We start from the raw sequence: 19,584 nt of genomic DNA on the forward strand, positions 1-19,584 counted from the left end.
GTTCACTTCTCCTAATTCCATTTAACTTGTGTTACCCGTATGTTATCACATCTATACGACAAAGCGCCCTGCTCATATGTCTGGAGTCAGGGCGCTTCGTTTGTTTAGGGACACAGATTAATAAGTGAACTTGTTGATCAGAGCTTTTAGCTCTTCCGCCAATGACGACAAGGCCCCGGCAGAGGATGAGATTTCTTGCATGGATGCGAGCTGCTCCTCGGTAGAAGCTGCCACTTCCTCGGCTGTTTCGGCATTGCTTTTCGCGATTGTAGCAAGCACATTGGCTGTCGCTGTTACTTCCTGAACAGCAGCGACGATTTGCTGCGCGATCGACGAAACCTCTTCGATATACGGATTGGTCTTCCTGGTGCTCTCCATAATGCCCTCGAACTTGTGGATCGTCTCCTCCGAAATGTTCAAGCCTTCTGCTACATCTTGTCTGACTTTTTCCATGTTGTCGACGGATTGCTTGGTTTCCCGTTGAATCTCTGTGATCAATTCAGAAATTTGTTTGGCCGACTCTTGTGATTGTTCAGCCAAGAGCCGCACCTCTGTGGCTACGACCGCAAACCCTTTGCCATGTTCGCCAGCGCGTGCCGCTTCGATCGCTGCATTCAATGCCAGCAAATTCGTTTGCTGGGCAATCCCACCGATGACATCTGAGATCGTGCCGATTTCTTTCGAACGATCATAGAGCGATTTGGTCATGCGATCCGACTGTTCCACCGATTCATGAATCGATTTCATCTGACTCACGACCTGAGCCACAAAGTTGCCTCCTTCTTCAGCCTGAACCGTTGTTTGCTGGGCTGTATCCGACAACACATTGACACTCTCAACAATCCGTGTGACGCCTTCCGAGATGTTTAGCATCGAGCGAACATTTTGGTCGATGCCGCTCGTTTGTTGTTCGGCGCTGCCTGCAACTTCCTGTACGGCAGTGGTAACATGCTCGGTCGCAATACTCGTCTGGTGCGCACTCGCTGTCAATTGCTCGGAGGACGCTGCTACTTGCTCCGCTCTGGTCTCGACATCTGAAATGAGCGCACGCAGGTTATCCTGCATCGTGTTAAATGCATGTCCGAGCTCACCGATTTCGTCGGTTGACCGCACTTCGATAGGATCAGTCAAAATACCCTCGCTCACTCTGACCGCATGAACCTTCACTTCACGGATGGAATTGAGAAGTGAACGCAACACAACTGCTACAATGAGTCCACCCAGCAGCAAGCATATCGTGATCGTCCAAAACGTTTGCGCAAAAATCGGCTGCGCAGCATCCTCTACTTCAGATCGGTACATCGAGCCTGCGATTTTCCAGCCTGTAGACGGATTCGTTACATAGTAGATTTGTTTGGGGATGCTTTGCTCCTCGTATTGGAATTGTCCTGTTTCCCCTTGGTACATGTTATCGTAAAAGGTTTCTTGCGCTAGCGTTCCTGGCTGATTTTCCGGGTGGACGACATACTTCTTGTTGCTGTCCAAAACAACGACATCTCCATCGGCCCCGATGCTGACTGAGTTTGCCAATTGTTTGATCTGTTCAATCCCCATCGTGATACAGATAACCCCTGCGCCATTTTCCGTCGTTTTCGCTATCGCTACTAAGATCTCACCTGATACCGCAGATATATACGGTTCTGTAATCACGACGGTACCCTTGTTCTCCATCGCTTTTTTGTACCACTCTCTCGCCCGAGGATCGAATCCTGCCTGTACTTCTTGCTTAGGTGATCGAAAGTATTGTCCATTCTCCGTTCCCAAACTTACACTGGCTACTTCTGGATGCAATCCCATATACAAATCCAAATGATGCATAACCTCATGGCTATCGATTGCTACATTCGGGCTTAGAGGAATCTCTTTTGCCAAATAGTTCGCATCTTTCTTTAAGCCCTCAAACGTACTACTGACGATGGAATTAACCAAATCGACGTTTTCGTTGGCACTGTCCATAATCTGTTTTTCAATTTCTTGCTTCGCTTGATTGTAAGCCAGGCTTCCAACGACAAGGGAAGGAACTAGCAGAATCAAGAGAAATGTGATAATTAATTTGGTGCGATAGCTTCTGAACCAATTCCGCAGGTTAAGTCTCACTTCATTTCATCTTCTTTCTAAGTTGTATTAGGATAAGCGTGTCATGTTGGTGAATTCCTAATTTTTTATATCGGTAATGAAGGAAGGTTCATTAAGTAAAAAATATGTTGTAGTGCAATATATAGAAAAACCGGGATCACTCCCGGCTGCATAGGACGAATAACGTATTTATCTGTAATCTTCTATCAACAGTGCTTCATTTTCCCCAACCGGATGAACTGTTCGTCACGTACACGCAGCTTTTCTGTGACAGACATGTCTTTGTACGTGTAAATACCCGCTCCGCTCTTCGTGCCAAGATTGCCTTGTGCTACTTGTTCCTCGATGATGGCTGGTGCTTTCGTGGATGCATCCAGTTCTGGTGCCAGATTATCCATCACACGCTTCCACGTGTCGAGCCCGCCAAAATCAGCTGTCTCGATTGGCCCGACAAACGCCCAACGAAATCCGATCCCGTCCTTCATCACCGTATCGATCTGGGTTGCGTCTGCTACACCTTCTGCAAGCAGATGAAAAGCTTCTCGCATCAAGGCTGTTTGCAGCCGATTGGCGATAAAGCCTGGCACATCCTTTTTCAGCAAAACCGGGGACTTGCCGATCTCTGCCATCAGCTTCATCGTCGTTTGAACCACTTCCAGTGCAGTCTTTTCATGCTTAACTACCTCGACCAGCGGAACCAATTGGGCCGGATTGAAAAAATGTGTAATGATGAAGCGATGCGGTGTTTTTGCTTTTTCTATCAGTCTCGCAATCGAAAACGTAGACGTATTGGAAGCAATGATTGCATCTGGCCTCGCATACTGCTCCAGCTTTTCAAACAGCTCCCATTTTAGCTCAATAACTTCTGGCACTGCTTCTGTGATGACTTCTGCCTCGGATACTGCCGACTGCAAATCCGTCGTAAGGACGATACGCTCAAGCGCTTCTACTCTAGACTTATCTGTAATGACCCCCTCTGCGACCAGAAGAGAGAGACTGTGCTCGATGCTTGCTCTCGCTTTAATTAAAAACTCTTCCTGTAAATCGTAAAGAGAAACGCGATACCCAGCCAATGCGTAAAGCTGCGCGATTCCATGTCCCATTACACCTGATCCGATAACAGCTGCATGCTTTGCCATAGTAAGAGCCTCCCAAGAGTATAGGTTTACTAACAAACTTTCCACGATTAAATACCTAGTTCCTGCCCAGCAAAATCCTACTACTTTTACCGAAATTCCTTCCTCTGGCGCTTGCTGGGAAAAGCAAATTTTTGTACCATTAAAAAACATATCACAAGATCCATTTATTGGAATAGATGTTTTTGTATACGGAGGTACGCATGAAGCTACTAAATAAAATCGTGGTTATCACTGGAGCGAGTCGTGGATTAGGACATGAGATGGCAAATGTTCTGGCCCAAGAAGGAGCGATTGTTTGGGCAACATCTCGTTCTGCTCCCCATCCAAACGAAATGGCTAGCTCAGAGCCTGGAAGTGTTACTTATGTGAATTTAGACGTGACAGACGAACAAAGTGTGCTTTCCCTTTTCGCGCATGTACACCGACTATATGGACGTTTAGATGTCCTCGTGAACAATGCAGGAGTCGGTGTGTTTAAGCCTGTTGAACACACTTCATTAGCTGAATGGGAAAATGTATTCCGTACCAACGTCACCGGGTTATTTCTTTGCAGCCGTGAAGGATACAAATTAATGAAAGGACACGGAGGGCGAATCATTAATATCGCGAGTGTTTCGGGGTATATTCCCATTACGGAAAACGGTGTGTATGGCGCTTCAAAATTTGCCGTTCAAGGTTTTTCTCAAATATGCAATGAAGAATGGAAGAACGACAATGTCAGAGTGTCCACCATTTTTCCCGGTGCTGTTCATACAAATATGACCGAAGACCGGCATTTTTTTGATCCAAGTGCCATGCTCGTTCCGAAGGATGTGGCAGATACCGTGTTGGATATTGCCTCCCGTCCTCTCCATGTGCGGATCGATGAAGTCAAAATACTTCCCCCTAAAGGCGTTCTCTAAATGACAGTACAAAAGGAGAGTTTACATATGCAGCAAGTAGCAATTATCACAGGCGCAGGCAATGGGATCGGGGCTGCAGCGGCAAAGCTTTTGGCTCAGAACGGAGTCCGCGTCGGTGTTCTCGATGTGGCGGAAGAAACAGCGCAAAGGGTAGCCCAAGAAATCAATCAGGCAGGAGGGCAAGCCTTGCCGATTCGCTGTGATGTCGGGCAACGCGCACAGGTGGAAGAAGCCATCCAGCTGGTAGAATCGCATTTCGGAGATATCACCATCTTGGTCAACAATGCGGGAGTTGGCGGTCCGTTCCATCGAGTGGACGAGGTCTCCGATGAAGAATGGGACTGGATCATGAATACCAACTTGAAGAGTGTATTCCTATTTTGCAGAAATCTATTGCCCAAGATGAAAGAAAGGAACTACGGTCGGATCGTAAACATCGCTTCCATTCAGGGCTTGCTAGGGTCTGCACATTCATCCACTTACGTCGCTTCCAAACACGGCATGATCGGCTATACGAAAACAATTGCTACGGAATGGGGAGAGCACGGGATTACATGTAATGCCATCTGTCCGGGATATGTGGATACGGCTATGGGGGTACGTCCGGAGGATATTTCGGATTACATGAGTCGGGTCATCGCCAAAAGTCCAGTGAAGCGTGTAGCTCAGCCATTGGAAATTGCGCAGATGATCTATCATCTTGTAGGTCCGCATAGCGGGTACATCAATGGTTCGAGTATTACGATGGATGGCGGGATTACCAGCCATGTTGGGATTACGGATAATTTGTAATAGGTAAAGGAAATGAAAAAACCGCACGTCCCGTCAGCTTCCACTGGGCATGCGGTCATTTTTTCCTATAAAAAGCGGCGATGCACTTTCTTGCCATCGTACGTAAACAACACTTGTCGGTCCTCTACCATCGATTCCAAGTGGACGGATTTTCCCCACAAGGTATAGATGTAAGGTAATGTTTTTTCTACGTATTTGACATCCAGCTCCAGCCCCTCGAAATGATGCTTCAAGAACAGCTCGCCGGAGCGTAAGTAATCCCCATCGTGCACGAGTACATAAGGAAATCCTCCGTTAACCCGTGTGCCCGCAAGACCATCCCGCACCTTTTCCCACTGCTTTTCCGCGACAACCCAATCGTTGCCCTGCTTGCCGAACATATACAAATCCAGATCACTCACGAGGTCCTTGGTCAGGAAATTGCGAATGAAGCTGATGTCCGATTCCAGCTCACGCACCTCAAAAATTTTGGCGCGCCCCTCTCCTGGCTTGCGTCCAAAGCGCTCCTGCTCTTCCTTTGTCGGATTATCCCAGCGTTTTTCAATATCCTCTAAAATTTTCAACCCCAGATGATACGGATTAATGCTCGTCGTCGAAGGCTGAATGACGGAGGAATGCAGCTTGGCGAATTCGATCGTCTCCGATTCTGTCAGCTCCATCTCCCGCAGGATGCGCATATGCCAGTAGGTCGCCCAGCCTTCGTATCGCAAAGGTGCTTAGAATAATTGTTAGCATATGGGGGATTTTGGAATTATTTGTAGAATAGTGTGGTTATCAAAGAAAAGGATGTGGATCTTAATGAAGCTGAGTAGGATTACAATTTCAAACTTTAGAAGAATTGAATATGCTGATATCCACCTATCACCTACTTCATTCATTATCGGGCCAAACAACATTGGGAAAACCACATTAATAAAAGCAATTGATGCGTTACTCTCCCTCACCAATGACAAAGTTAAACCAGAAGACTTCCGCACCCTTGCTGACGGAACACGCTCAGAGACAATCGAAATATGTGGGTATTTTACTGATATCGATTCAACGACCGCTAACAGTCGAGGATTTAAAGGTCGAGTTGTTGATGGGAGCTATGTGTATAAAAAGACATACAGCATCCTCTCCAAGACCCCTGAAATAAGTACTGTTCAATATAATTACAAAATTTCTGATGAATTTAATCAAGTAAAGAAATGGGCAGACCTCATTCAAACATTCGGTTATTCAGAGCAAGATCTGAAGGAACTATTAGAAATATCATCAAGGCCACAGAATGATGTTCTTCCCAAAGGATGGGAATTAAAAATCGATGGAGCAGTTGAATGGAATTTTGAATCGAAGCCGCAAGAAGTGAAAAATCCAGGCGGAATACCCTCAATTGTTGCATCAAAACTCCCTCGCCTAATTCATATTCCCTCTTATACGAATGTAAGTGACATCGGAAAGGCGGAAAGTAAAACTTTATTGGGCGAATGCTTGGGAATTCTCTTCGATGATTTATTGAGTCAAAGTGAGCTTGCAGCTGGCATTCAAAGTCAATTGGAATTGTTACAACAAGAAATGGCCATAGAGAACGAAGGGTCAATGATTTTTGAGCTTTGCCAACAAGTAAATCGAGTTATCGGCGAGGTTTTCCCCAATTGTGGCATATCAATATCACCATCACTAAACGAATTATCTAGCGTATTAAAACCCCAATATACAGTCGAAATGTTCTCAAATGTTAACACTGATGCTGAACGACAAGGAACTGGCTTGGTTAGGACTGGGATCTTTGCAATGCTCAGGTACCATTCCCACTTGAAATTAATGGGTGGATTTAATACCCGTCCATTACTGGTTGCATTTGAAGAACCCGAAATTTATCTTCACCCTTCTGCTGCGAACCTACTCAGGGACACTATTTACACGCTCGGAGAATCCGATCAAATAATTTGTACGACTCATTCGCCTTGGATGATTGATTTGTCTAAAGATTGGCAGTCGTTAACAAAATTACAATTGAATTCAGATAGCTTTACAAATGCTATTAATTACGGATTGTCTGAAGCTACTCGTGACTTACATGATGATGAACGTGATCACCTGAATATGATTAAAACATTTGATGATGAACTATCTCGGATCTTCTTCTCTGAGAAATGTATTGTGGTTGAAGGAGATTCCGAAGTGGTTGCAATTAAAAATGCCTTGAAATGGCTGAATCCAGATGTCAGAAAAGAGATACTCTCAAAAGTCCAAGTCATCAAAGCACGAGGTAAAGCAGCCATTATCCCTATTGTAAAGTATCTAAAGGCTTTACAAATTCCTTTCCATGTTATTCATGACAGGGATAGTGGAACGGAAGGAGCAGAAAAATTTAATCAACCGATCTTGAACGTGGTTGAGGATCCAGCGAAAATTTCTGTACTGGAGGAATGCTTGGAAAATTGTCTCGGATACAAAGCACCTTCATCAAACAAACCATATCGGACTTACATCGAAACATCTAAATGGACCTGCTATGAAGATATTCCTGAGGCATGGGCCAATGTACTAAAAAAAGCCTTTAACATTTAAAAGCAAAACCTTTACATCAGCACCCTGGGACCTCAGCTCTCAGAGGTGCTTTTTACTGCTATTTCTTTATTCCCCCAATTACCGAGACAAGCATAAATGATCTCACCCAATCACCGAGAACGTTTATAATCGAAAACACCCGTCAATACTGATAAACAGGAAAACCCTTGAAACCACTAGGGACAAGCACTGTTTGTCCAAAGGTTCCTCGGTAACTAGGTATGAAAGGGATCCCTTTCATACCTAGTTACCGAGAGTTAAAAATGAAGCATTTTCAAGGCTACCCAATTGCCGAGACGAAAATGACAAAGAAAAAAGCTTCGCTACTCATGAGCAAAGCTTCCATACATAATATACTCACGTGGTGTGAGATCCACTCTGGCTTTGTAACCAATCGCCCCCTCAGGACTTAGTTCGATCCTGTCAAACACATACAACAGCAATCTGCGAAGAGTGGTGTCTCCACGATGATATTCAGTCCTGATCGTTTCAAAAAAAATCTCTTTCCAGAATTCATAATCCATTTCAACATTCTCGATATAGTCAATTTTCTTGTTGTATTTTTCAACAAGTTGCCTGGCACGATCCAGCTTCTTATTCAATGCAGCCCGATACTGAAACATCATTTTCACAAGCCGCTGCGTCTCTTCGTCGGCATCCTTTTTATACATTCCTTTTATCTCTTTCTCTAACCTGTCCATATCGACAGCATACTTGTCTATTTGAGCTTCCAGTTTTAAGATATTTTCACGAAGCGACTCCGCCTCTTCGGTAAAGCCTTCTTCGATTTCCTCATGTAGCGAATCATTCATGGCCTGGGATCTAAGTAAAATGCTGGCAAGGATATCCCCCAGAAAGCTATCATGAAGTTCGTCGGCGTTACATCGGAGACGACATCCTTTGCAAAAATAGATGAATGCTCCGTACCGTTTGCCATCCTTTCCACTCGTCATCTGATTTTTACCTGACATGGGGATCTGACACTTTTGACAATGCAAAATGTCCTTAAGCAAGAAGCGCGTCTTGTAAAGTTTTGGCTGTATTTCTCCTTTTCGTTTTTTCTGATACATATGCCAACAATAGTCCCATTCTTGCTGGGAGATTAATGGCGGGATGCCATTGCAGTGACTCATCAGCCAATTTTCTTTTTCTGTGATGTCGCTGGATGATCCTTTCCTAATTCTTCCGCTACTCAGATATCCCGTATAAAAAGGATTCGTTACAATAAACTTGACCATTTCTTTTGTCCATTCCCTGTCACCAACTGTCTTCTTCAAATGTTTGGCAATCGCTTGAAATCCTTCTCCCTTTTTATAAAGATCGAATATTTCTTTTACAACCAATGCTTCTTCGGCCACAACTTCAAATTCGTTTTTTCCTTCTATTTTTCTGTATCCATAAGGAGTATTGCCTCCAGGCCAGCGTCCATTCTGAACCTTTGTAATAAAAGCGTCACGGGTTCGATCTCGGATGAAAGAAGCTTCAAATTGACTAAACCCGTCTTTCATTAATTGTTCAAACAAATTCCCCTCTGTGTACTGTTCTTTAGTGCTGCTGATAACAACCGAAATTTTTTTATCAGCAAATAACTTCCGCAGCCTTATATGTTCCATAGGATGCCGCGCAAGTCGATCTTCTTTGTAAGCAATAACAAAGTCGAATTTTTTTCGGGAATATCATTCAGTAATCTGACAAGCTGGGGACGAGCTTCCAATTTTCTCTTCGTCGCCGAAACAGCTCCGTCAATATATTCCTCGACAATTTCAACCTGATACGCTTCCGCCAGACTATATGCCGAACTCTTTTGGGTTAGGATATCTTGTTTATCGGTGGAATGTCTCCCATAGAAAACTCCTTTTTTCCCAGGAGACAGAATCTCACTCAAAGTCACACTGGACCACCTCATGAATACGAGTAAATGGATGCTTGAAAAATACCTTGAGGGAATATCGCGTTACGAGTACTCTGTCAACAACATCGCCGATCAGTTGTTTGACAGTTCTCACGTCAAGGTCATCCAAATCGAAAACAAAATCAGCTTTCGTTTTTTCAGCAACATCTGGTAATCGTGTAACCGTTTGTAGCTCTGAATAGAGTTCTTCTTTTCTGGCCACATGCAGATGCAATTCGTTCTCCAGCTCGAATAATTCATTTTTCTTCCTTTCTTTTTTATCCATGTTTTTTTCGCTTAACCATTTTTCCATTTTCTTATGAAGTTGTTGTTCCGCCTGCTCAATCACTGTATCTTGTTTCTTTATCATCCCAATCAGCAATTGTTGATTATGGTCAACATATCGCTCGAACAGCTCAGGTAGCTGTGTAGTGAGCAATGCTAAAAAGTACTCCTTGGATTTTCTGAATACAATCTCCTCCACATCCGCTTTTTTGATTCGATGATTATGCTGTTTGCACTCATAAAACGGGATATATTGTCCGCTGCGCATCCGTTCTATTCCTTCCAAGGATCTATGACAATATCCGCACTTGAGAACTTCATCCAGGGGATAATCTATCTTTTCCTTTTCCTTTGCTTCTTTTGGGGGCTTCAATTTGGATAAGAGTTCGTGAGCCTGTTCCCATTCATCACGATCAACAATGGACAACTCATCCATTTCATGAAAATGGGGGACACCTTCAAACTTCATCACCCGCGTTCCCATATACAGCGGTTGCAATAACACCTTCTCGATTTCGGCTGTCTTCCACTCTTTCCCACGTTTCTTTATGTTCAGATCGGTAATGTACTTATTGAGATCATTTAAACTCGCATGCCGTCCACTTAGAAATTCATCGTAGATCAGCCTTACAACTTTTAATTCGGAATCCACCTTGACAATTTCATTTTTCTTTTGGCCCTTTTTGTATCCGTAGGGTAGATTCCCTCCATACTTTCCTTCTTCAAACAAGGCGATTTTGGAGTCTAGAATTCGGCTGTTAATCTGACTCCCCTCATGCTGGATAATACCTGCAAAGATCACTTCAAGGAAATCACCTACTGCCCCGTATTGTAAGGGGGATTCGTTGTCGGCTGTAAAATGGACTTTGACATTCTTTTCTTTCAGTGCATAGTAAAACCGCAAATACTCTTCAACATTCCTGACAAGACGGTCCCGTTTATACAAGACCAAGTTTTCAATATTTCCGCGCTCAATTTCTTGATACAACTTGTAAGCATCCGTTCTTTGCTCCAGGGGTACTTTTCTCGCCGAAACATGAGGGTCCTCGTATTCATGATCAATGAAAAGCATGTTTTTCAAACAATAGTTGATTTCCTTATTACGCTGTACATCTATGGAGTGTTCCTGAAGATCGGTTGAGCTTCGATAATACGTCACGGTTTTACCCATAGGACAACCCTTCCATTCAACTGAGATTGGTACATGTTTATGCGCAAATCAGGTTTTTTTAATCGTTTTTTTGAGCAGTCCCTCCTTCATAATCTCGACATAAAGATCAAACCACTGCTTGGCTGCTTCAGGATCATGGATATAACTGACTGATTCAATACGCAAACGATGATTGTCTCTCGCTTTCTTCAATTTTCTTCATCCTTTCCAAGGAGGTATTTACGATGCTGAATGACTTTGGTGCACACATCCGATCCGTCCGCAAACAAAAAGGGATCGGGCTGAACGCTTTCGCCGAGAAAATTGGCGTTTCTCCCGCTTACTTGAGCAATCTGGAAACAGGAAAAACACAGACCATTCATCTCCAATTACTCGCTCAACTGCAAAGTGAATTAGCCTTGCTTCCACTCGCAACCGAGAATGTAAAATCAGAAACTGAGCTTCGAGTCCATCGGATGTCCAGCAGGCTCATTGATCTCTATCGGCAGAATCCACGCGAAGCAATGTTCCTTCTCACCATCGTCGAACAGGGAATTGAATTTTTACTTTCGGAAAATGAAAAATCTCACTTCCAGCATTAGGATGTGCAACATCTGCCAAATTATTCACCTACATAAACAACTGTTTTTAATCATGAATAAAAAATCAAAAAGAAGAGAGCCTAACCCGTAATTGGTTGGCTCTCTTTCTCATTTTGAAACGTTACCCTCATACCCTGCACAATCTCTGGGCCGTACTCGTTTGAAAGGAGGTGTTGGATTGCCGTAGTTAACAACTTTTCTTCCCAAGCCTGGAGATTTTCTCTCAGTAAATCGAAGGACTCCCGATGAATCGTCTCTGTGTCTTGAAATGAAGCGGATCCAGCTTTACTGACTACAGTGAACTTGACCTTCACCTCTCCCATGGCTCTTCCCCCTTACCTTATCCATATGTAACTTGGCGGGAAGGACAAACCATGGAATTTTGCTTCTCAGTCTGTCACATGTGAAGCACTTCAATTACATATATATGGGACAAACAAGCCTAGGGGTAGAGCCGATGAAAAATCCAACTTCGGAATTGATGTCCCGTTACATCGCGATTTACTGTCGAGTATCGACTGATGAACAGGCCCGTGAAGGCGTCTCCCTTGAGGAACAACAAGAGAGGCTTCAAGCATATTGCCGAGCCATGGGGTGGTCCGACGAAGTTGTTCTTTTTGTCGATGACGGTTTCTCAGCAAAATCAACCGAGCGACCTCAGCTACAAAAGCTGCTGAAAAATATTACATCTGGCAACGTCTCAAAAGTAATGGTAACCAAGCTCGACCGAATGAGCAGACGCTTACTAGACCTGTTACAGCTCATTGATTTGTTTCAAGAGTACCAAGTATCGTTTATTTCCATTAGTGAATCCTTTGACACCAACACACCTTCGGGGAGATTAACGTTGCAAGTCTTAGGAGCGGTTGCCGAATTTGAAAGGGAACGTATTCGCGAACGCGTCCTCGATAACATGTTTCATGCCGCCAATCAAGGAAAATGGCTCACCCAAAGCCCGTACGGATACAGACTTGAAAACAAAGAATTGGTCATTGATGAGAAAGAGTCCAAAGTCGTCCAACGCGTTTATCATTTGTTCCTTGAAAAGGGACTAGGTTTCTATTCCATCGCCAAAATCTTGAACGAAGAAGGGATCCCCTCCAAACAAAAAAAGGAATGGTCCATTCGCTCCATCAAGTTGATGTTGACCAACCCAGCCTATAAAGGGACTCTTGTCTGGAATCGAAGCGATTCGAGCAAAAAAAAACGTTCGCTGAAAGACGATAACGAATGGATTATCGTGGATGACTGCATACCCGTCATCATTGATAAAGCAACGTGGGAGTCGGTACAAGCTAAACTACAAAAAAGCCCGATTCCCCCGCGTGCCAAAACCAGTCCTCATCTCCTTGGAGGAATACTGAAGTGCGGAAACTGCGGATCAGGGATGAGTATTGGATGGTCTGGTTCTCCCAAAAATCGCTATCGAGTATATCGTTGCTCCGCAAACAAAAACAAAGGTACCTGCACCAGCAAACAATATCGTGCGGACGAGGTAGAATCCTGGTTTAAACATGGATTAATTCAATTGTTCGAATCGATGTCCATAAACCTTATTCCCTCCATTGTGGAGCTTTCCCGAAAAAGCGACTCTCAGCAAGTGGAGCAAAAAATCAGGTCCGTAAAAAGTCGATACAAACGGAAAGTCGAAGCCTATACGGCGGGGCTTATCGATTTAGAAGATTTGCAAGAAGAAAAAGAGAGAATGGAAAAAGTCATCCAAGAGTTAAGCAGTTCAGATATAGAGAAAACTCCCTATCAAATAGAAGAAGTAGAGAAATACGTGAAAAGCAAGATCACCAACATTATCGAAGCAATTGGGGTTTTGCCCGTTGAAGAAGCAAAGTCGCTAATAACGACTTTGGTGGAAAAGGTAATCATCCACGGAGAAAAGGACATTGAGATCGTGCTTTCACTTCATTAGGACACGACACAGTGATTGAAAGGGAGTCATCAGCATGAAATGGGTATTGGCTTGTCCAGAACTGGATGTTCCCCCTTTGAACAATTTCATCCACTATTGGGCCAAACAGCTTGATCTGCATCCACTCGTCATAAAGCACCTGTTTATCCACGGAATAAACAACGAAGAAAAGATCTTTCAATTTTTGTACCCGTCGATTAACGAACTCCATGATCCTTTCCAACTAAATGACATGAAGAAGGCTGTGATCCGAATCATCAAGGCTCTGCAAAACAAAGAGAGAATCTTGATCTTCGGTGATTATGATGTGGACGGAATTACAGCCTCATCCATTCTTCACAAAGGACTACGTTTCTTTGGCGCTGAAGTTGAAGTCAGGCTTCCGCTGCGCTCCGAAGGATACGGATTATCCCCACAAATCATTGAACAAATACCTCCTGCCGTTTCACTCGTGATAACAGTGGACAACGGGTCCAGTGCTCATCCTGCGATGATTGCGGCCAAACAAAGAGGTTTGGATGTCATCGTCACAGATCATCATGAAATCATTGGACACTTTCCTGATTGTCATGCATTTATCAATCCCAAACGCTCAGACAGCACGTACCCGTTCTCCAGCTTGTGCGGGGCGGGTGTGGCGTTAAAACTGGTACAAGCACTGCTCCTCGCTGCTCAACGCGCATGGGACAAGCATATCTGGGATTACATTGAACTTGCCGCTCTTGGGACGATTGCGGATATGATGCCGCTCATCGATGAAAACCGCATTCTCTGCTCCCTCGGGTTGATGAAAATGAATAGTTGTCCTCACCCAAGCGTTCGAGCCTTGTTTCAGCAACTTAATCTATCAAACGTGGATAGTACCGTTATTGGTTTTCAGATTGCCCCTATCTTCAACTCTTGTGGTCGGATTGGCGATCCCAATGAGGCAGTCCAACTGCTGATAAATGAAAAGACAGATGCAGCCGAATTAAGCACGTTTATTTCCCGAAATCAAAAACGAAAGGATTTAACCTCTCTTCAATTCGAAATGGCTGAAGAACAAATCATGGCCAATCGTACCCTCACCCAAAAGGTGATTGCCGTTCATGGAGACTTCCACGATGGCATTCTTGGACTACTGGCTTCGAGAATTGCAGAAAAATACCAAAAGCCAGCGGTTGTCATTTCCTACTCAGGGGTGGGGTCAGCTCGATCCGTTCAAGGAACTAATTACTCAATTATTGATTTACTGACCAGGTCCTCTTCGTTTCTGAAAAAATTCGGGGGTCACCAAACTGCAGCTGGGTTCTCCATTCAGACAGATGCGAAGGTTATTTATGAATTTCTTTCGTCGCTAAGTGAACTTACGAAAGATGAACCTGAATTAGAATCGAAAAAAGAATACCTAAGTCACGTTCTTTTTTCAGATTTTCCGTTCGGGCTCTTGTCTGACTTCTTTTCTTTGGAGCCTTTTGGACTTGGAAATCCTAAACCCGTATTTTGTTCCCAACCAAGTCCACTCAACAATATTCGAAATTTCGGATCCGATCATCGTCACTTGGAGATTCAGGCCAACTCCCGAAAAGGAGTGGGTTTTAACTTAGGCCACTATGCTGGTGATTTTCGCCGAAAAAAACCACATTTTTTGTACAGCATCCATTCATTCCACCAAAAGTCTTTTCGTATCGAAGATGTTCAACCTCATGTTTAGCTCGGAATTATCAATTTCTGAAAAAGCGAGGAACCTTATGATTGATCAAGAAGGATTCGGAAGATGCGACCAATGTAACGGATACCTTGACGAAGAAATTGAAGAACTCATCCTTTCCGATCGTTCCTGTACAGTCACATGGCATTTTTGTTCCTGGGGATGCTTATCTTTATATTCTAGTGCAGTTTCTGAATTAATATTGTGTATTGATAAAAATAGCAGGGAAGTTCGTAGTATGCATTTTCTCCCTAACAGATGCTCAAAAGACAAATAATCGCAAAAAAGGAGCTGGTCAAAAGCAATTTGCTTTTAAACACAGCCCCTTTTTAATGATCACACTTTCAGATTTCGTCTGGTGCTTACCAACTCATCAACTAGCTTTTCAATCTTTGCAATCTCTTTTTCCTTAGATATCCACCAGTTGCGACTCCAAATGCGGTGAATCTTCCAGCCTTTGCTTTCCAAAAATCTTTGCCTATAAATGTCCCGTTCGCGGGCTACCTTTGAGGAATGATACATCGCACCATCACATTCAATGCCTAAAATGTATTTATCCTTTGTAACAGGATCTAAGACTCCTAGGTCAATTCGGTACCCAGAAAAACCGATTTGAGTACGAACGTCAAAATCACGACGACGAAGAGCATTATATACTTCTTCCTCGAACCCGCTGTCAAAGATCAGCTGATTATGACTATCTTGGACATTTGTAGCGTCAATCAGACCATTTAATATTGATTGAGCAAGTGGCTTATCATTGTCTGATATTGCCTTGCCGTATTCAAGATACCGTTTTAAAAGCCTTACCCCTTTTGCATATGTCTCTACCCGTGTCCAACCGCTTGGTTCAAATGAGCATACAATGTACACTTTACTTTTTGCACGCGTAATAGCCACATTTAATCGATTTTCCCCACCGTCACGTGAGAGTGGTCCAAATTGACTCACCATTTTCCCATCGATGTCTTTTGCATATCCAACTGAGAATAGGATAATATCTCGCTCATCACCCTGAACGTTTTCAATATTTTTCACAAAAAGCCCGACGTTCTCTTCGCCATTTTTTCGATTCTTGGCTTCTTCGATAAGTAATTGGTACTCAGGATCTTCTGCTGCCTTTTCTTCAAAGATATCATTAATTAAATCAGCTTGCTGTTTGTTAAAGGTGATTATCCCAAGAGTTGGTTTTTTATCATCATTCTTGAGAATATCTAATACCGTTTCAATGATCTGCTCGGCTTCCATCCTGTTTGAACGATTCAACCAATGGCCGTTAACAGGTATGAATTCAATTGGTTTCGACATCTGGTCTGTTGACACAGTAGGTGCAATTTGAACACGTTTGTCATAGAATGCGTAATTTGAAAAATTGATCAGCTCTTCATATTGAGAACGGTAATGCCAAGTTAACCATTGTTCTGGGAACTTAGGCTTAGCCCATTCCAACAAACTCTTCGCTTGTTTGTCAGTTTTATCTACATATGTTGTTTTGTCTTCTTCATCTTCTTCTTCTTCTTCACCTGCTGCCTGGAAAAAGGAACTAGGTGGAAGCTGCTTTTCATCTCCAGCTACAACAACCTGTTTCCCACGATAAATGGACGGTATTGCATTTTCAACAGGGCACTGGGAGGCTTCATCGAAAATGACTAAATCAAACATCTCTTGGTTCATTGGGAATATTGCACTGACTGATTCTGGTGTACATAACCAACAAGGTACTAACTTAAGCAAATCATTATAAAAATGGCTTACGATATGTCGTAACGGTACTAATCTTCGCTTTTTATTTGCTTCATGTTTCAGTTTTTGTCTTGAACTTCCCTGAACTTCGTATGCACGCGTACCTAACTTATGATCAACTACCAGTGGAACAACAGTACGCTTTTCATGCAACAAAGAACGATATCGCTCTAAATTATTCTGATAAATTTCCGTTGAAACGTCTTTTACATGTGGGTCTTCCGATTCAACCTGAAGAATCCATGCGTGGATAAAGCTGTTCTCAATTAACAATGTCCAAATATCAACAGCATTTATCGTCGTTGCTAACGGAGCTTTCAGATCGGATCGCTCAATTAGCTTCTTCTGTAAATCGCCCATCCCTTCCTTAAGTTGATCTAAACGGCAGAGGCTATCAAAGCTTTCAAGTGTTTGTAGAAGCCCCTCATATACTGGAACATTAAAAAGCCCTTTGTGAATTTGTCCCAAAAAATCTTGGATTTGTTCATCTTTAATGTACATTCCCATTTTATTAATTGATGATTGGAGTCTTTCTGTTACTCCTGCAATTTCAATCAGGCGTTGAATGTCATCAAGAAACTTTTCATGTGTGAATTCTTCAAAGACCTCTGTTTTATCTGGATTTTTCAACCAGCGCGGAAAAACAACTTGTGCTTGAACAAATGCTTTTAAAAAATGAATGGACTTACTTTTGTGGTTTATCCATTTTTCCCATTCATTTATATCGTTTAAAGCTGGCGCATCCATATAGTAATTCAGACTGTGAGCTTCTTTCCTTAACTTCTCAAATAGAATAAATGACTCGATCTTCTCCAGGTAATTTCGAACCGAATTACCATCAAATGATATACCCGCTGCTCTACATTGCTCCTGAATTTCTTTCCTTAGACTGTACCAAGTTGTGTTGATAAATCTGGTTAATTTTTTGTTTAGCTCTTGGAAGGTTTTTATTTTTTCGCTCCACTTTACCGCTTCATCATACGTTAGATTTTCTTCTGGTTCTGAGCGATTTTGTAAGACATTAATTTGTTTCTGAAGAGATCCAAACGTACCATTTACTTTTTGTAAATGATCTTCGTTTTCGAAATCCCGATCTTCATCTTTGAAAAACATCAAAATGTGCTTAAACAAACCACGGTTTTGCAGAATTCTGAGCGCCTGTTCCAGCTCTTTCAGGGTCTCAACATTTTCAAGGTAGTAAATGGGGTCAAATAACAATTCACAGTAACTTCTTATGTTAAAGCCCCGTTTAACGTCCTTCACAACTGGTTCCAATAAGTTTTTCAGTTCCAAATGCTGTTTAGCTGTGAATAATGCGAAGCTTTTCCGATTACTCCATGGATGATTAGGGTGGTCATATTTTTCCATTAGCGTAACAACATTTCTAAGTTCAATGAGATGTGCTTGCAAATCCTCGAAGGTTACCCCATTCAGTAAATCATCCACTTCAATTATCAGGTCCTGATCCCACTTCGCTTTACTATACAAATAGTGCAGGCTCTTCCCAAATGGCCTTTCCTTATGAAGTGACACTGCAATTTGATTTAACTTTTCAGCTAAGGCATGTTTCTCGTTTGATATTCTGATGTAGTCTTGATGAACTCTTGGTGCATTCTTTTCGATCACGGTTGCAATTTTACGATAGACATCAGGTTTGTTCTTATTAAAATCGTGAACTAAAGCAACGTTACCTTGGAGACTTATCTGCCCCAAACGATTATAAACGACATCAAGTGCAGCTGGTTTTTGGCATACAAGCAGGACTTTTTGACCTCGTGCTAGACGGTCAACGATTAGATTTACAATAACTTGTGACTTACCAGTTCCAGGAGGCCCATGCACAATAAGCCCTTTTTGACTTCTGGATGCCACTACGACTGCTTCCTGACTTGCATCAGTCTCAAGTACAAAAAAATTCTCTGAGGGATGTACTCGATTTAATTCGTCATTATCAATTTCTCGAAAGTCTTCGTCATCTTGATCTGGTCCGTTCAGTAAGTCATTGAGAAATCCACTCTCAGGAAGGTTATCTAATAAATAATTGTAATCGTTCAATAACGTACTCGTGGATTGTTGAAATTTACCCATAACAGCGTAAGGGTAAAGAGCAAACCCCTTCTTTCCCACTGTAATGTCTTCTTTCTTCATATTTTTGAAGGAGAGGAGAGTTTCAGATGTCTCAGCTGTCAATGAGATATCGTATTTACGAAGAAGCTCATACAAAAACGGAATGACTTCTTCTTTATTGCTCGGCAAATTAGACAGTTCTTCTTGGATTTGGATTGTGATATCCCCACCAATATATCGTTGTACTGCCATGAGGAATGTCCGATTAATAAATGGGGTCGTTTCCTCTCCAACCTCCAGCACCCAATAAGGTTTGTTCCTCACATTAGCCTTGGCTAACCTTGCAGGGTAAAAAAGTATTGGACACCTAACAAAAAAATCTGGGACAAGAAATCCTTCAAGAAACCCATATGCGACATAAAACGGGTTGTTCCCTGTCTCCTGTTCAATCAAATCGATCTCTCGCTTGAGTTGAATTAACTTCCTATTGGCAAGTATAGCTTCCTCTTCAAGGCTGTTCTGCGAAATTAAGGGTATCTGTTCTTTTAAAGAACAAACATCATCCATTACCCTCGACCCGAGATTTTCTTCGAAATTAGAAAAACTTTGAATGTCAAAGTGGTTTTTATTCGTGAGTTTCATTAGTTTGAGGCTTTTGTTACTTGCTGTCAGATCAGTTAAACGGTCTCGATAAGTTTTCAATAAGTCCTTCATACTATTCTCCTCACTTGAAATATAGCCGCTTATTCCCATTTTTATTATACACT

13 protein-coding genes and 2 pseudogenes are annotated in these 19,584 nt (G+C 42.7%); 6 read left to right on the plus strand and 9 right to left on the minus strand.

The window, feature by feature from the left end:
- Positions 1-117: 117 nt before the first annotated feature.
- Together AB1L17_RS26935 and AB1L17_RS26940 are read right to left on the minus strand one after the other, a co-directional pair.
- On the minus strand, positions 118-2,097 hold the full coding sequence (locus tag AB1L17_RS26935) for a methyl-accepting chemotaxis protein (protein WP_412848034.1): 1,980 nt from the start codon (positions 2,095-2,097) through the stop codon (positions 118-120).
- Positions 2,098-2,282: 185 nt separating this feature from the next.
- Positions 2,283-3,215: a 3-hydroxyacyl-CoA dehydrogenase family protein gene (locus AB1L17_RS26940; protein WP_412848035.1), complete on the minus strand. Its 933-nt coding sequence runs from the start codon at positions 3,213-3,215 to the stop codon at positions 2,283-2,285.
- A 200-nt stretch (positions 3,216-3,415) separates the two neighbouring features.
- Between AB1L17_RS26940 and AB1L17_RS26945 the strand changes: the two genes are divergently transcribed.
- The gene (locus AB1L17_RS26945; protein WP_412848036.1) at positions 3,416-4,117 is read left to right on the plus strand and encodes an SDR family oxidoreductase; all 702 of its coding nucleotides are present in this window, start codon (positions 3,416-3,418) and stop codon (positions 4,115-4,117) included.
- Between the two features lie 27 nt (positions 4,118-4,144).
- Complete coding sequence (locus AB1L17_RS26950) at positions 4,145-4,909, plus strand: SDR family NAD(P)-dependent oxidoreductase (RefSeq protein ID WP_412848037.1); 765 nt, start codon at positions 4,145-4,147, stop codon at positions 4,907-4,909.
- A 65-nt stretch (positions 4,910-4,974) separates the two neighbouring features.
- Here AB1L17_RS26950 and AB1L17_RS26955 read toward each other — a convergent pair.
- A pseudogene (locus AB1L17_RS26955) lies at positions 4,975-5,610 on the minus strand (SpoVR family protein); the annotation flags it as partial.
- Positions 5,611-5,707: 97 nt separating this feature from the next.
- Between AB1L17_RS26955 and AB1L17_RS26960 the strand changes: the two are divergent.
- Positions 5,708-7,465, plus strand: coding sequence for an ATP-dependent nuclease (locus AB1L17_RS26960; protein ID WP_412848038.1), 1,758 nt, complete (start codon positions 5,708-5,710; stop codon positions 7,463-7,465).
- A 323-nt stretch (positions 7,466-7,788) separates the two neighbouring features.
- Here AB1L17_RS26960 and AB1L17_RS26965 read toward each other — a convergent pair whose 3' ends face one another.
- From AB1L17_RS26965 to AB1L17_RS26980, 4 genes and pseudogenes are all read right to left on the minus strand, one after another.
- Positions 7,789-8,823, minus strand: coding sequence for a recombinase family protein (locus AB1L17_RS26965; RefSeq protein ID WP_412848063.1), 1,035 nt, complete (start codon positions 8,821-8,823; stop codon positions 7,789-7,791).
- 120 nt (positions 8,824-8,943) lie between these two features.
- A pseudogene (locus tag AB1L17_RS26970) lies at positions 8,944-9,371 on the minus strand (recombinase family protein); the annotation flags it as partial.
- Positions 9,343-10,812: a recombinase family protein gene (locus tag AB1L17_RS26975; protein ID WP_412848039.1), complete on the minus strand. Its 1,470-nt coding sequence runs from the start codon at positions 10,810-10,812 to the stop codon at positions 9,343-9,345. The gene AB1L17_RS26975 and the pseudogene AB1L17_RS26970, both read right to left, overlap by 29 nt.
- Positions 10,813-10,860: 48 nt before the next feature.
- Complete coding sequence (locus tag AB1L17_RS26980) at positions 10,861-11,004, minus strand: hypothetical protein (protein ID WP_412848040.1); 144 nt, start codon at positions 11,002-11,004, stop codon at positions 10,861-10,863.
- Positions 11,005-11,036: 32 nt separating this feature from the next.
- Between AB1L17_RS26980 and AB1L17_RS26985 the strand changes: the two genes are divergently transcribed.
- Positions 11,037-11,393, plus strand: a complete 357-nt coding sequence (locus AB1L17_RS26985) for a helix-turn-helix domain-containing protein (protein WP_412848041.1) — start codon at positions 11,037-11,039, stop codon at positions 11,391-11,393.
- 80 nt (positions 11,394-11,473) lie between these two features.
- On the opposite strand, the gene AB1L17_RS26990 is transcribed toward AB1L17_RS26985, so the two are convergent.
- Entirely contained in the window at positions 11,474-11,716 is a 243-nt protein-coding gene (locus AB1L17_RS26990; protein WP_412848042.1) for a hypothetical protein, read from the minus strand.
- A gap of 134 nt (positions 11,717-11,850) precedes the next feature.
- Between AB1L17_RS26990 and AB1L17_RS26995 the strand changes: the two genes are divergently transcribed.
- Both AB1L17_RS26995 and recJ read left to right on the plus strand, forming a co-directional pair.
- Positions 11,851-13,317, plus strand: coding sequence for a recombinase family protein (locus AB1L17_RS26995; protein WP_412848043.1), 1,467 nt, complete (start codon positions 11,851-11,853; stop codon positions 13,315-13,317).
- A gap of 34 nt (positions 13,318-13,351) precedes the next feature.
- Positions 13,352-15,010: a single-stranded-DNA-specific exonuclease RecJ gene (gene recJ / locus AB1L17_RS27000; RefSeq protein WP_412848044.1), complete on the plus strand. Its 1,659-nt coding sequence runs from the start codon at positions 13,352-13,354 to the stop codon at positions 15,008-15,010.
- A gap of 333 nt (positions 15,011-15,343) precedes the next feature.
- On the opposite strand, the gene AB1L17_RS27005 is transcribed toward recJ, so the two are convergent.
- Positions 15,344-19,531, minus strand: coding sequence for a PDDEXK-like endonuclease domain-containing protein (locus AB1L17_RS27005; RefSeq protein WP_412848045.1), 4,188 nt, complete (start codon positions 19,529-19,531; stop codon positions 15,344-15,346).
- Between the last annotated feature and the right edge of the window lie 53 nt (positions 19,532-19,584).

The organism is Brevibacillus jepli, from assembly GCF_047229145.1.
Taxonomy (GTDB): domain Bacteria; phylum Bacillota; class Bacilli; order Brevibacillales; family Brevibacillaceae; genus Brevibacillus.